The sequence below is a fragment of the Paenibacillus sp. YAE3 genome, assembly GCF_057546105.1.
The window spans coordinates 185,703-199,000 of sequence record NZ_BAAIYF010000001.1; the positions used below are offsets into that span (position 1 = coordinate 185,703).

11 protein-coding genes are annotated in these 13,298 nt (G+C 53.5%); 3 read left to right on the forward strand and 8 right to left on the reverse strand.

Annotation, left to right across the window (positions count from 1 at the left end; genetic code table 11):
* Nucleotides 1-24: 24 nt before the first annotated feature.
* Nucleotides 25-2,922, forward strand: coding sequence for a carbohydrate-binding protein (locus AC27KL_RS00805; RefSeq protein WP_487168462.1), 2,898 nt, complete (start codon nucleotides 25-27; stop codon nucleotides 2,920-2,922).
* A 225-nt stretch (nucleotides 2,923-3,147) separates the two neighbouring features.
* On the opposite strand, the gene AC27KL_RS00810 is transcribed toward AC27KL_RS00805, so the two are convergent.
* From AC27KL_RS00810 to AC27KL_RS00830, 5 genes are all read right to left on the reverse strand, one after another.
* Nucleotides 3,148-4,596, reverse strand: coding sequence for an ABC transporter substrate-binding protein (locus tag AC27KL_RS00810; RefSeq protein ID WP_487168463.1), 1,449 nt, complete (start codon nucleotides 4,594-4,596; stop codon nucleotides 3,148-3,150).
* A gap of 118 nt (nucleotides 4,597-4,714) precedes the next feature.
* Entirely contained in the window at nucleotides 4,715-5,590 is an 876-nt protein-coding gene (locus AC27KL_RS00815) for a carbohydrate ABC transporter permease (protein WP_487168464.1), read from the reverse strand.
* On the reverse strand, nucleotides 5,587-6,420 hold the full coding sequence (locus AC27KL_RS00820) for a carbohydrate ABC transporter permease (RefSeq protein ID WP_487168760.1): 834 nt from the start codon (nucleotides 6,418-6,420) through the stop codon (nucleotides 5,587-5,589). The genes AC27KL_RS00815 and AC27KL_RS00820 overlap by 4 nt, the downstream gene beginning before the upstream one ends.
* Nucleotides 6,421-6,618: 198 nt before the next feature.
* Nucleotides 6,619-7,950: a response regulator transcription factor gene (locus tag AC27KL_RS00825; RefSeq protein WP_487168465.1), complete on the reverse strand. Its 1,332-nt coding sequence runs from the start codon at nucleotides 7,948-7,950 to the stop codon at nucleotides 6,619-6,621.
* A 17-nt stretch (nucleotides 7,951-7,967) separates the two neighbouring features.
* A complete protein-coding gene (locus tag AC27KL_RS00830; protein ID WP_487168466.1) occupies nucleotides 7,968-9,767 on the reverse strand; it encodes a sensor histidine kinase in 1,800 nt (599 codons plus the stop codon).
* A 248-nt stretch (nucleotides 9,768-10,015) separates the two neighbouring features.
* On the opposite strand from AC27KL_RS00830, the gene AC27KL_RS00835 reads away from it, so the two are divergent.
* Nucleotides 10,016-10,387, forward strand: coding sequence for a winged helix-turn-helix transcriptional regulator (locus AC27KL_RS00835; RefSeq protein ID WP_487168761.1), 372 nt, complete (start codon nucleotides 10,016-10,018; stop codon nucleotides 10,385-10,387).
* Nucleotides 10,388-10,460: 73 nt separating this feature from the next.
* Nucleotides 10,461-11,009, forward strand: a complete 549-nt coding sequence (locus AC27KL_RS00840) for a cysteine hydrolase family protein (RefSeq protein WP_487168467.1) — start codon at nucleotides 10,461-10,463, stop codon at nucleotides 11,007-11,009.
* 123 nt (nucleotides 11,010-11,132) lie between these two features.
* On the opposite strand, the gene AC27KL_RS00845 is transcribed toward AC27KL_RS00840, so the two are convergent.
* The 3 genes from AC27KL_RS00845 to AC27KL_RS00855 form a co-directional block, all read right to left on the reverse strand.
* Complete coding sequence (locus AC27KL_RS00845; RefSeq protein WP_197069941.1) at nucleotides 11,133-11,273, reverse strand: hypothetical protein; 141 nt, start codon at nucleotides 11,271-11,273, stop codon at nucleotides 11,133-11,135.
* A gap of 115 nt (nucleotides 11,274-11,388) precedes the next feature.
* On the reverse strand, nucleotides 11,389-12,591 hold the full coding sequence (locus tag AC27KL_RS00850; RefSeq protein WP_487168468.1) for a DUF4179 domain-containing protein: 1,203 nt from the start codon (nucleotides 12,589-12,591) through the stop codon (nucleotides 11,389-11,391).
* Nucleotides 12,578-13,114, reverse strand: a complete 537-nt coding sequence (locus AC27KL_RS00855) for an RNA polymerase sigma factor (protein WP_487168762.1) — start codon at nucleotides 13,112-13,114, stop codon at nucleotides 12,578-12,580. Before AC27KL_RS00855 ends, AC27KL_RS00850 begins: the two co-directional genes overlap by 14 nt.
* Between the last annotated feature and the right edge of the window lie 184 nt (nucleotides 13,115-13,298).

Consider the following 13,298-nt stretch of genomic DNA (forward strand, 5'->3'; position numbering starts at 1 on the left):
AAAAAAAACTATTGTAAAGGGAGAATGAAAAACGTGAGAAGCAAAAAACGAATCTTGGCCTCCGTTTGCACCCTAACCATGATATGGGGCATGTTCCTTAGTCCGGCGGGATTCCCCGGCCCTGTCCGGGCAGCCGCCGCTCAAAATTTGGCGGCCGGCAAACCTGCGACGGCATCCGGCCACGCCGACGTGTATGTCGCCTCCAATGTAACGGACGGCAATCAGGGCACCTACTGGGAAAGCATCAACAACGCCTTCCCGCAATGGATTCAGGTCGACCTCGGCAAAGAATCCGCCATCAACCAGACTGTGCTGAAGCTTCCCTCCGGATGGGAAAGCCGGACGCAGACCTTAGCCATTCAGGGAAGCATGGACGGAACCAATTACTCGAACGTCAAGGCATCGGCTAACTATACGTTCGATCCGAATGCCGGGAATACGGTCGCGATCGACTTCCCCGCCGTCAATACGCGTTACGTGCGGGTTCACGTCACCGCCAATACCGGCTGGCCGGCCGCGCAGTTTTCGGAAATCGAAATTTACGGCACTTCCGGCGGCGAAGCCGAACCCGGAGCGATCCCGGGCAAAATCGAAGCCGAAAATTATAGCGCCATGAACGGCATCCAAACCGAACCGACGACGGATACCGGCGGCGGCCTCAACGTCGGGTGGATTCATGTCGGCGACTGGCTGGATTACAACGTTAACGTGCAAAACGCCGGCACGTACGCTGTCGAGTACCGGGTGGCCAGCAATGCCTCCACCGGCGAACTTCAGCTTCAATCCGGCCCGTCGACGCTTGCCGCCACGAAGGTGCCGAACACCGGCGGATGGCAAAATTGGCAAACCGTCACTGCATACGTGACGTTAAACGCAGGACCGCAAACGCTTCGCATCTACGCCAGCGGCTATGACTTCAATATCAACTGGATCCGGTTCGTGCCGGACAACGGAGACCATGAGCCTCCTGCCGCCCCCGCAAATCTAGCTTTCACGCAGCCGACCCCGGACACGATCAAGCTGACCTGGAATGCGGCGACCGATAATGCAGGCGTTGCCGGATACGATATCTACGCAAACGGCCAGCTCCGCGGCAGCGTCGACGGATCGACGCTTACGTTTACGGACAATCAGCCTTCGAACGCAACCGTGTCCTATTACGTCATCGCCAAAGACGCCGCCGGCAATTCCTCCGCGCCAAGCAACGCCGTCACCCGGTTCGGTTCGGGAGACAACCACACCGGCCGAGGCGCCAACATGCCTTTCACCATCCTTGAAGCCGAGTCTTCCTCCAACAAGACGAACGGAACGAAACTCGCTCCCAACTTTACCCCGGGCGATTTTGCGGGCGAAGCTTCCGGACGTTCGGCCGTTTACCTGGACGCTAACGGAGAATATGTAGAATTCACCCTCACCTCCCCGGCGAACGCTTTCGTGCTTCGCAATGCCGTTGCGGAGAACACCGCCGGAACGGTCAGCGTGTACGTCGACGGCGTGAAAAAAGGCAACTTTGCCGTCTCGTCCAAATTCTCGTACGTCTATGCCACGCCGTCTACGCTTGGCCGGCTGGGATACGACAACTCGGGTTCCAAGGCGTATTGGCTGTACGAAGATGCCCAGCTCATGCTCGACCAAGTCTATCCGAAGGGCACCAAGATCAAGATTCAAAAAGACCCGGGAGACGTTCCGTGGATTTACGTCGATATGATCGAAACGGAAAACGTCGCTCCGCCCGCCGCTAATCCCGATCCCGGCAAATACGTCCAGGTGTCGAACACCAAATCGATTGAGCAGGCCCTGAACGAATTCAGGCAAGACCCGACCAAAAAGGGGATCTTTATACCGGCCGGCGAATGGACGATTCCTTCCAAGATCTACTTATACGGCCGGGCCACCGAAATTATCGGCGCAGGCCCTTGGCACACCAAACTGATGGCCCCCCAAAACCAAACGAATACCGATGTCGGATTTAATATCGGATCGGAAGCAAACGGTTCAACGATCAAAAACTTGTCCGCCTGGGGCAACTATGTGTACAGGCAGGACGGTCCCGGCAAATTCATCGACGGGAACGGCATGCGGAACGTAACCGTCGAAAACGTCTGGGCGGAGCATTTCGTCTGCCTCTATTGGGGGGTCAACTCTTCCTACAACACGTTCAAAAACAACCGGATCAAAAACATGTTCGCGGACGGCATCAACATGACCAACGGATCGTCCTACAATATCATCGACAACAACTACGCCCGCGGCACCGGAGACGACTCGTTTGCGTTATTCAGCGCGATCGATTCGGGCGGATCCTACAACGTGGGCAACAAGTACACCAACCTCACCGCCACCAACGTCAGACGCGCGGCCGCTTTTGCGGTCTACGGCGGTCAAGGCAACCTGTTCCAGAACCTGTATGGCGCGGATACGTTGACCTACCCGGGCGTGACCGTCAGCAGCCTCAGCTTCGGATACAACACGTTAGGTTTCGGCGATCAGGATACCGTCATCGACGGCGTGACGCTCGACCGCACGGGCGGAGATTTCTGGACCAGCGTCGGGGCCGACGATAAAATCAACGACTACCAGAACTTCGGCGCGATTTGGTTCTACGGCGGCGACCGAAGCTTCAAAAATATCGTCGTCAAAAACGTCGACATCAACAATCCGGTATATTTCGGGCTGATGTTCCAATCAAAATCCCCGGAAAACCTACCGATGGAAAACATCCGCCTGGAGAACATCAACATCAACAATCCGACCCGCTACGGCATCAAGCTTGTAGCCAAAGCGGAAGACGGGCAAGGGCCCGTAGTCGGCGCGGCAAGCTTCACCAACGTTAAAGTGAACAGTCCCGGAATCAAGGCCATTTACGGCGAAGACAAAAGCCCGAACTTTAAGGTGATCCGGGTGTCGGGAAACAACTGGTAAGCAAACGAACGGGCTTCGGCAAGCTGAACACGGCCCGGCCGATCGCACCAACTGGCTCGTATATGAAAAACAATTAAAAGAGAAAGCCTCCACGGAGGACTGTAAGGCGGAATCGAACCGCGGCAGTCCTCCGTCCCCGTTATATGCCCCGCATCCCAAAAGCAAAAGAGGTTCCACCGGGCTGCGCGCCCGTGTGGAACCTCTTTTTGCTTCTTTGGATATCGATTATTGCGCTTTGATCTGGTCGAAAAACTTCGTCTGCACGAGTTTGGCCGCTGCGTCCAGCTGCGCTTTCGAATCCGTTCCTTTCTTCGAGAAGGACTCCTGCACGACGTTGGACATGGCGCCGTAATAGTCCTGCGTTCCGTACTGCGCTTCAGGTTTGCCGTCGATGAGGCTCAGCATTTTTTCGTCATAATGGTAGACGTTGTCGTATTTGGCGTAGATGGCATTGACCTTTTTCGCGTATTCGGAGTTGTCGCTGAAGTAGTTCAGCGGAGCAGGCACGTAATATTTGTTTTTGCCCTTGCGCTCCTGAATGTTGGCGTCGAGGGCTTCCAGGCCTTTATCCGTGAAGTAATCGAACGTGATGTAACGGAAAGCCATTTCCTGCTCTTCTTTCGTCGCGTTCGGGTTGATGACCAAATAGTTTCCGCCCAAAATGCCGATATGCTTGCCGCCTTTTTCCGCCGCAGGCATCGGATAGGCAATGACGTTTTCCGGCTTGAGGCCGCCCTGGTTCAAGGCGGAGTCGATAATATCGTATGCGCCCGCGATGACCATGGCCGTCCGTCCCTGTTGGAACGCGTTAATCGCGTCGCTCCATCCGAGCGCCCAGTCCTGCGGGATCGCGTTCGCTTCCCATCTCAGCTTTTTGTAGAAGTCGAGCGCTCTGACGCCGGCATCGGAGTTGAAGGCCGCCGTATATTTTTCGCCTTCGATGTTTTGGATTTCTCCCCCGGCTTCAAACAGGAAATTGGTCCAGTTCCAGCCGGCCTCGTTGCCCTTGCCCATCGGCGCGATCCCGGAAATGCCCTTCTTGGCGTCCGTGGCGCCTTTGGCGGTGTTGTACATGTCATCCCACGTCCAGTCCATGTCCGGCAATGGAACCTGCTTGGCATCCAAAAGGCCTTTGTTGATGACGGTGGAGGTCACGTAACCGTTTTGCGTGATGCCGTACACTTTGCCGTCCACGATAAACTGGTTTTGCAGGAGCGGGTTCATCTCGTCCTTGTACTCCCAGCTGTTGTAGAGGTCGCTGATGTCCGCCACCCAGCCGTGCTCGACGAGCATTTGGGCTTCGGTCGCGAAGGTGTTGTAGAACGTCGGCGCCTCGTTCGAAGCCATTTTGATGCCGATTTCGTTCACGTTGTACTGCCAGTCGTCCTTGACGATGGTCACGTTCGGATATTTTTCCGTAAACCGTTTGATTTTATCGTCTTCCTGGGCTCTGGCTTCCTTCTGGTCCGGCAGCGGATAGTGGATCTTGATCGTGATCTTTTTCTGCGAGATGTCGTCCGTTTTGGCCGGTTCTTCGGTTTTGCTTCCCGTCCCGCCCGTGCCTTGGGAATCGGTTCCGCTTTTGTTATCCTCCGCCGTTTTATTGCCGCTGCAGGCTGCCAGCATGGCGGCCGACAGCATCAGGCTGAGCAGCAACATGGAAAACTTGCGCATGGAAACTCCCCTTTTCGTTTCAAAGTTATACTTGCCCTTTTATCATAAAAGAGATGATTCGTTCTAACGATGTGCAATCATATGCCCTTCGTGTGCAGGCCTACGATGTTGCCGGATGTTATCCCTTCACCGCGGACAGGCTGACGCTCCGCATAATAAACCGCTGGAACACTAGGAATACGAAAATCGGCGGCACCATGACCATGAACAGGATCGCGAATTTGATGCTGTTGTCCATGCTGCGCGCGTTGATGACGTATTTGTAGATCGCCGTCGCCAAGGTGTATTTCTCTTCACTGTGCAGCACCAGGGACGGCCAGAACCAGTCGTTCCAGGCGCCCGAAAAAATAAAGATCGCCAGCGTCGCAAAAATCGGCACGGACAGCGGGACCGCAATGCGGATGTAGCTGTTGATTTCCGAAGCTCCGTCGATTCGCGCGGCCTCGAAGATCTCCGGATGGATGCCGTCAAAAAAATTTTTCATCAGCAGGAAATAATACGCGCTTGCCCCCGCCGGAAGCCAGAACGCCCAGAAGGTGTTAAGCAGCCCGAGGTCCTTCAGGTTGACGAAGTTCGGAATCATGTAACTCGAAGCCGGAATAAACAACGTCATCAAAATAAAGAAGTAGATCGCCCGGTGATAGGGCACCTTCAGACGCGAAATGCTGAAGGACGCAAGGCCGAGCACGAAAATCGTCATCACCAGGTTGCCGGCGAATACAAACAGCGTGTTTTTCAGGAACATCGGCAGATCGATGTATTCCCAGCCTTCCTTGAAGTTGCTCCAGTTCCACGTCTCCGGGAAAAAATGCGGCGGAAACGTGTTGACTTCCTGATTCGTTTTCAGGCCGTTGAACATCGTCATCAAAATCGGATACAGCATCGTCACGATCATGACGAGGATGCCGAACACCATGAGGCCGTACACGATCCGGTTCAACGGCTTTTTCAGGTCGGAACCGGACAGGATGCCGCGTTCATGCTGCTTGCTCATCTTTCATACTCCTCCTTGTTCAGCTTGTATTGAAGCAGGCCCACCAGGCTGAGCACGATGAACATCAGCATGCCGAGCGCCGTGGCCGTGCCGTAATCCAGCCGCGTAAAGGCGTATTTGACGATGAGCAGCGCATACGTCAGCGTCGCGTTGTTCGGTCCGCCGTCCAGCAAGGCGAGCTGCGACTGGTAAGCCTGCGACGTGCCGATGACCTGCAAAATGAACATCAGGATGATCAGGCTGCGCATCGAAGGAAGCGTGATGTGCCGAATCCGGCTCCATACGCCGGCGCCGTCGATCTCGGCCGCCTCATACCAATCCCGCGGAATGCTGAGCACGCCGGCCAGGTAAATCAGCATCGCCGACCCGAACTGCTGCCACGTCTCCATGAACACGATAGCGATCATCGACCAGCGGCTGTCCGAAATGAACGACACCGGATCGACGCCGAGCGAGCTGAGCAGCCCGTTGATCGGCCCGACCGGATCGTACATCCATCTCCACATTCCGTACAGCACCACGCCGGGCACGACGAACGGCAAATAGGCGGCGATGCGCGCGAAGCCTTGGAACCGGCGCAGCTCCGAAATCGCGATGGAAGCGACGATCGGCACCCAAAATCCGATAATGACCGTCAGCAGCATGTAATACAGCGTATTTTTGATCGCCGTCCATACGTCAGGATCATGGAACACCCGGACGTAGTTGTCCAGGCCGACAAAGGTGTTGCCATTGACGAAATCGATCTTGTAAAAGCTGTACAAAGCCCCTTTGGCGATCGGCACCCATAAAAACAAAATAAAAATCACGACAGCCGGCAGCAAAAACATGTATCCCCAAAAGTGCTTTTTCAAAAGGCCTCTTCTTTTGGACGATTGGTTCTCGATGGCCGGCTGCCTCACCAAACCTGGCTCCCCCATGGTTCTCCCTCATTCCTTGTTGATTTCCAGCTTACGTTTCATTGTAGGAAAGGGAGCTGCCCTGGAACATGTCTAGTTCTATGTGAATTATGGTTGATCTTACTTCTTCTATTTCTTCAGGTCGCTCGGGCTGACGCCGTAGTACTTTTTGAAAATTTTGCTGAAATGCTCCGGCGATTCGTAGCCGACCCGCTCGGCGATTTCGTAGCGGCGCAGATCGGTGTGCAGCAGCAGCGACCGGCTTTCCTCCATCCGCAGCTTCACCACGTATTCCCACAGGTTAAAGCCGGTCATTTTTTTGAATAAATAGCTCAAATAGTTCGGGCTGACATGGTTGCGCCTTGCGACCTCTTGGATCGTGAGCCCTTTTTGGCAGTAGTTGTCTTCGATGTAGGCTTTGGCCTGCTCCACGATGCGGTTGCTCTGGGTGGAAAGCTCGTCGGGGTTCGGGTCGCGGGCATAGTTATGCCAGCTGAAATCGCCGTAATAAAAAACGTGGTAATCGCCGTGCTCCCGGGCCCAAAGCATCGCCTTGTCGGCCTGGCGGCTGAGTACGTGGACGAACTGCAGCCCTTTCAGGATCTGGCTGATGCCGACCGTGCACTCCATTTTCAAATATTTGCCGATATGATGGTGCATGCTCCGGCCGATCATCTCCAGCTGGCTGATCCGGTTCGCATGCTGCTCCTCGTATGCCTCCTCGCTCCATTGCGCCAAAATATTGATGCTGCGGTCGGGCGCATAAAACACCCGCGCATCCAGCTCCCGATCCAGCAGCTCCTGGATGATGTTCAGCGAAGCGTACTGCATGAGCGGAATGTCCTTTTCCGGAAACAGGTTTTCCCCGTCCGTCCCGTTCAAGGCAAGCTTCACCTTGATGACGGCGAAATAAGGTCCGGCAATCCCGATGCTTTCGTAATACGGCTGCTCGGGATACGGCTCATCCGGATGTTCGACGGTTTCCGCGAGCAGACGGTTCAGCGGCTCGTTAACCTCCGGCTGCGGTTCCTCCATGCGAAAATCCCCTTGGCCGCCCGACAGCACCTCTTCCGTGCGCGGCAGCGGCTTATCCATCTTGAGCAGCACGCTGCGCACCGAGTCGAGAAACTGCTCGCTGTTCAGCGGCTTGATCAAATAATCGCGCGCCCCCAGGCGGATGGCCATCTGCGCATACTGAAACGTCTCGTGCGCGGAAATGATGATCGTCTGCACCCAAGGTTTGACGATTTTGGCTTGATGCATCAGCTCGATCCCGCTCATTTCTCCCATTTGGATATCCGTGATGAGCAGATCGATATCCTCCAAGCGAATGTAATCCAGCGCTTCTTCTCCGCTCCCCGCCGTCATGATTTTGCCGATGCCAAGGCCCGAAGCGTTCAAAAGCCCGGCCAGCCCTTTGCAAATCAGCGGTTCGTCATCCACGACCAAAATGTTGTACATCGCTTTAGTGCCTCCTTTTAATCCTCCTGCCTCGTGATCTGCAGCGATACGGTGACCGTCGTGCCTCCGCCTTCCCGCGCCTCGTACGCCAGTCCGTATTCGGGCCCGAAATGCAGCTGCAGGCGCTGGTGAATGTTGCGGATGCCGTACCCTTTCGCGGGATTCGGCGAATCGTCGCCGAGCACTTTGCGGATCGTTTCGTAATCCACGGGTTTGAAGCCGTTGTCCGAAATGCGGATGTACAGCACGCCCCGGCGCTCTTCGGCGGCAATACGGATTTCCCCGTCTTCGCCCATATTTTTAATGCCATGAATGATCGCGTTTTCGATCAGGGGCTGGAGCGTGATTTTCGGAATGTGGACTGAATACAAATGCTCCGGTACGTCCATTTCGACGCGGAAAGCATAATCGTACCGGTTCTGCTGCAGCTTGATGTAAGCCGTGGCATGCTCGAGTTCCTCTTCCAGCGTAATCAGCTCCCGCCCGCGGCTGAGGCTGATTTTCATCAGCTTGGACAAATCCTTGATCATTTCGGCGGAAGTTGTGTTCCCTTCCATCATGCTTTTCCAGTAGATGCTTTCCAGGGTGTTGTACAGCAAATGCGGGTTGATCTGCTGGTATAAAAGCGAAAGCTGGAATTCCTTCTGCTTCAGGTCCATCGCGTATTGATAATGGATGAGATCGTTCAGCCTTCGCGCCATGTCATAGATCGTGGAGATCAGCACGCTGACCTCGTCGTTTCGTTTCCGCAGCGGGGTCTGCGGCACGATCTGGCCGGGTTCGTACCTGCGGACGAAAAACACCAGCTTTTGCAGCGGCGTCATCAGCGACCGCCAGAAATACAAAATGATGATCAGGCCGACGATAAAATAAGCGATCGAAATGACCAGAATGACCCGCTTGATTTCGTTCTGCTGCTGAAGCAGGGCTTTGACGGGCACTTTGTAGATCAGCTTCTGCTGAAGCACGTAATTGTAATCCGCCACGTAGATGAAATCCTTCGCGATGACGTCCTTGACGCCAATGGCGGAATTGCCGGGGTCAAGCTCCGGCGGCAGGTCGAGCACGCCCGTTCTCCCTTGTTCCGTCGTCGTCAAAATATGGTTGTTCCAATCCGTGAAATAAATCTCGCCTTCCGGCAGTGACACCGTTTTCAAGGATTCGCCGATCCGGGCATCGACGTTGGACACCGCCAGCACGCCGATCGTCCCGCCTTTGTAGATGTTGTTGATCGCCCGCACGTAAAGAAGCGTCTGCTGATCCTTCTGTCCCTTCACGGGAGGCGAAAGATGATCCGTCAGCCTCAAATAACCGTTCCCTTTGCGGGAAACGGCTTCGTCGAACCATTCCGGCTTTTCCTTCTCGCTCGAAAAGAAATACAGCCCCGACTTTTTCGATTCCGGGTAATAAGGGGCAAAAAAATAAGCGTTATCCGGATCGTACACGTACAGCGAATAATACAGCGGCTCCCGCTCATCGGTCTCCTGCGAGTAGGTATTGAGCATGACCTCGATTTTTTCGTAATTTTTCACCCGGGTCAAAATCGTTTCGTCCCCGGCCGTGCTGAGCTGCTGAATCATCGCATTTTGCAGCACGGTGGACGTCACCTTGTTGATCGTCTCGATATCCCGGCTGATGAGCTTGAAGTTTTGCTTGTTCAACTCGATGTACGCATTGGTCACGTGGCGTTTCAACACTTGCCCGGCCTTGCCGTTGCCGTAACTGTTCAGGATAAAAAGCGGAATGACGAGCACCAGAAACAGCAGGATCATCTGCTGCTTGACGTTCATTTTCGTTAACGGGTTCCGCAGCTTCATCTGCCAACACCTCCGCCCTTTCAATATATCAGTTCTAAAATCGGGCCAGTATGTGCATTTCTACGATCATCATGGGCATTTCCACATACGCGGCGTTTGTCAGAAAATGTAACTCTAGTGTAAATCATTTTGGGATGCTTGCCAGTTTTTTTATGGTAAAAACAAGCGGCGAACGAAAAAAGCGGAGCAAACGAACAAATGAAGAATTTTCCTGTTTTTGATATGATGGCATAGAGGTGAGTCCGATGATGATTCGAGAGCAATGTACCTGCCCTTTAGAGGTTGTACATGACATTATAAAGGGCAAATGGAAAACCATGATCATTTATCAATTAAAAGACGGGAGCATGTCCTTGGCCCAACTGGAGAGGGATATCGACCAGATCACCCAAAAGATGCTGCTGCAGCATTTAAGAGAGCTCAGGTCTTCCGGAATCGTCGATAAAATCAAAACGGAGGGTTATCCGCTGCATGTCGAATATTACCTTACCGAGCGCGGAAAAAGGCTGCTGGACGCGGTGTTGATCATGCAGGAAATAGGCATTGATTACATGGTGGAGATGGGGCAAACCGAACTTCTCGACCGCAAAGGCATTCCATACCCACAAAAAAGTGGGTAATTCACGGTACGTCATACCGGTACTATAATGCGTGTAGAAACCAACTTTTCTACGAGCAAAGGAGCCATGTACCATGAATACTGCATTTATATCGGTAGACATTCAGAACGATTATTTCAAAGGGGGCCGAAACGAGTTATACCATCCCGACCAGGCGTTAACCCATGCCCAAGAAGCATTGGCGCTGTTCCGGGAAAAGAACCTGCCCATCATTCATATTCAGTGCATTCTTCTGGATGAGCAGGCCACGTTTTTCCTCCCCGGCACCGAAGGAATCCACATCCATGAAGGCGTAAAACCTCGATCCGACGAAAAAGTGATCGTCAAACATACGCCGGACAGCTTTTTTCAAACCGAATTGCAAGAGCATCTTGAATCGATCCAAGCAAAGCGGTTGGTCATTTGCGGCATGATGAGCCACATATGCATCGATTCGACGGTTCGAAGCGCAAGCCGCTTGGGATATGAAGTGGTGCTGCTGGACGATGCGTGTGCCACCAGGGACTTGGAATGGAACGGTGCCGTGATTCCGGCCCAAACCGTCCATGATGTTTTTATGGCATCGCTGCAGGGTACGTTTGCTCAAGTCATCCCCACAAGCAGCCTTCGCGACATGATTTAGGCATACATGATAAGAGGCTCCTTTTGTCGCGTTACCGCGCGGCAGATATGCTTTTGAACACGGAACCATAAAAAAGAAGCCTGGAGCAAATCTCTGCTCTCGGCTTCTTTTCAACTAAATAACTCAGCAGCTTTTTCCGCCGTTTTTCCCCGGGTTCATCGGGTTCTTTCCTTGATCTTCCGCCAGCTTCTCGCCGAATTGATCCAGCCGTCCAGGGGAAGAGGCAGGTCCGTCATTCTTCGGTTTGTTGTTTCTTCCAGTCATAACGTTCACCTCCATACATAACATGAGCGCCTGACCTTGTTTTCATACCCCGAGCTTGATCTCACGATCCCATAGACTGATTTAACCTATCCTTCCGTCAAAAACGTCAACATCTTTATCTAAGACGATACAATTCGTCGATGCGCGGCCGGTCGACGGGAACCGTCATGTTCAATTCCTGCATGAAATGTTTCCGAATCTCCCCGTTCTCGTCCAGCGCATACCCGCCAAAGGTCGCGCCCGGATTGGCAAAGACGGGCATAAACGGCTTGATGGTGACGGATTCGGGCGCTTCCTTGAAGCGATCCAGCACGATATCGAACGCTACCGTCTTTCGGTCCGGATAAATCCCTTTGCCGCCGATTTGATTTCCCTTTTCGCCGTTGCTTCCGACCACCTCAAAAAGCAGGTTGCCCTTCTCGGCATCGGTCCATTCATGGTCGGCATGGACTTCCAGCCTCAGGATCGTTGAAACCGGCGAGAATTCCAATTCTTTTACCGTCATGGATAGCCCGTTCCACGTTTTCTGTTCACCGGATGAAACGGTCACGCGATCCGCCTGTTTATAGACAGGGAGCGTGATCACGAAAGGATCCTTGAAGCCTTCCAGGGTAATCTTCAATGTGAGCGAAAATTCGTCCGGCAAATGCGTGGAATTCGGGACCGAGCCATTGCTGTTGTTAAAGACATGGAACAACACCGCGTCGTCATCGGCCGACGGTTCCCATGTCAAGTCCGGACGGTACGCTCCCGGAAAACTATTCATCGCAACGCCGTCCACGAACATTTCGGCATCTTTGATCGCTCCCTTTTCGTAGACGATTTTTGATTCGCCGCCCGAACGAACTTCTTTATAATCGGATATTCCTCCGTGAAAATCTCCGCCCTCCCGTTGAAGGGAAAACGACAGAAGCGTGCCGTCGAATACGACCTCGCGTATTTTAAGAACCGTTCCGTCATGTTCGTCGTAGGCCTCGGGATTCGATACAAGCCCCTGTTCTTCCGCCGTCCGCAGTCCCAATTCGTCCGCAAGCTTAAAAATGCCGCCGACGACAGGGATCTGTTTCATCGTTTGAGCCATCGCCGGAGAAACGAAGCCGCTTCCCAAAACCGCGATCAAGGCGGCAGCCGACGCCGCTGCAGCGATTTTGCCGGTTTTCTTTCGTTGATGGTTTCTTCCCGGCTGCGCGCCCCCTTCCATTTCGGCCAAAGCGGCGTAGATTTCATCCTGCTTGCGGCGGATCAGCTCCGGAACCTCCGCGGCGATTTGCTTCTTGCCGGATTGTGTCAGTTCACGTTCCAAATCAAACAGGCTCATAAGATAAATCCCCCTCCTTTCCGTTTTTCATTTGATCCGCCAAAATGCCCCTTGCCCGGTGCAGGCGCGCCCGGACGGCACCGTTCGAAATGCCGAGAATTTCTGAAATATGCTTAATCGGAAGATCCTGATAATAAAACAGATGAATGACGATTCGAAGCGACTCGTCCAACCGGCTCACCGCCTCCTGAAGATCCACCTTCTGATAGCTGCCATAATAAGCCTCCGAGGTTTTCGCTTCCGGAAGCTCGTCCATCACCACGGTCCGCTGCCTGTTACGCAGCAATTGATTGCATTCGTTGATAAGAATCCGGATCATCCATGTCTTGAAATATTCAGGTTTTCTTAAAGTCGACAGCGATTTATAGGCTTTCAGCGTTGCCTCCTGCATCGCATCCGCGCAGTCTTCGTCTCTTCCCAGAATGGACTTAGCCAAGCTGTACAGCCGGGGCTCCAGATCGCGCATGATACGGACGAACGCATCCAGGTCTCCCTTCTGCGCCTTCTTGACTTCAAGTGCCATGGTTACCACGTTGCTTTCATCTCCTTTTAAAGGCCCTCTATGGATTAGATGGTCCGGAGGCGCGAAATGTTATATGGAAAAAATTGCGGCAGAACGAAGAATCCCTTCCCGGCGAACAGGTGCCTGCCGGAAAGGGACCGCGATGTTTTCAAAATTCATTGAACCCTAAAAAAAGTGTAGGATA

Bases quoted from the DNA above. Each gene is read 5' to 3' on its own strand.
- AC27KL_RS00820 (WP_487168760.1), bottom strand. From the start codon at position 6,420: ATGTTTTTGCTGCCGGCTGTCGTGATTTTTATTTTGTTTTTATGGGTG.
- AC27KL_RS00835 (WP_487168761.1), top strand. From the start codon at position 10,016: ATGATTCGAGAGCAATGTACCTGCCCTTTAGAGGTTGTACATGACATT.
- AC27KL_RS00810 (WP_487168463.1), bottom strand. From the start codon at position 4,596: ATGCGCAAGTTTTCCATGTTGCTGCTCAGCCTGATGCTGTCGGCCGCC.
- AC27KL_RS00825 (WP_487168465.1), bottom strand. From the start codon at position 7,950: ATGTACAACATTTTGGTCGTGGATGACGAACCGCTGATTTGCAAAGGG.
- AC27KL_RS00845 (WP_197069941.1), bottom strand. From the start codon at position 11,273: ATGACTGGAAGAAACAACAAACCGAAGAATGACGGACCTGCCTCTTCC.
- AC27KL_RS00855 (WP_487168762.1), bottom strand. From the start codon at position 13,114: ATGGCACTTGAAGTCAAGAAGGCGCAGAAGGGAGACCTGGATGCGTTC.
- AC27KL_RS00805 (WP_487168462.1), top strand. From the start codon at position 25: ATGAAAAACGTGAGAAGCAAAAAACGAATCTTGGCCTCCGTTTGCACC.
- AC27KL_RS00850 (WP_487168468.1), bottom strand. From the start codon at position 12,591: ATGAGCCTGTTTGATTTGGAACGTGAACTGACACAATCCGGCAAGAAG.
- AC27KL_RS00840 (WP_487168467.1), top strand. From the start codon at position 10,461: ATGAATACTGCATTTATATCGGTAGACATTCAGAACGATTATTTCAAA.
- AC27KL_RS00830 (WP_487168466.1), bottom strand. From the start codon at position 9,767: ATGAAGCTGCGGAACCCGTTAACGAAAATGAACGTCAAGCAGCAGATG.
- AC27KL_RS00815 (WP_487168464.1), bottom strand. From the start codon at position 5,590: ATGAGCAAGCAGCATGAACGCGGCATCCTGTCCGGTTCCGACCTGAAA.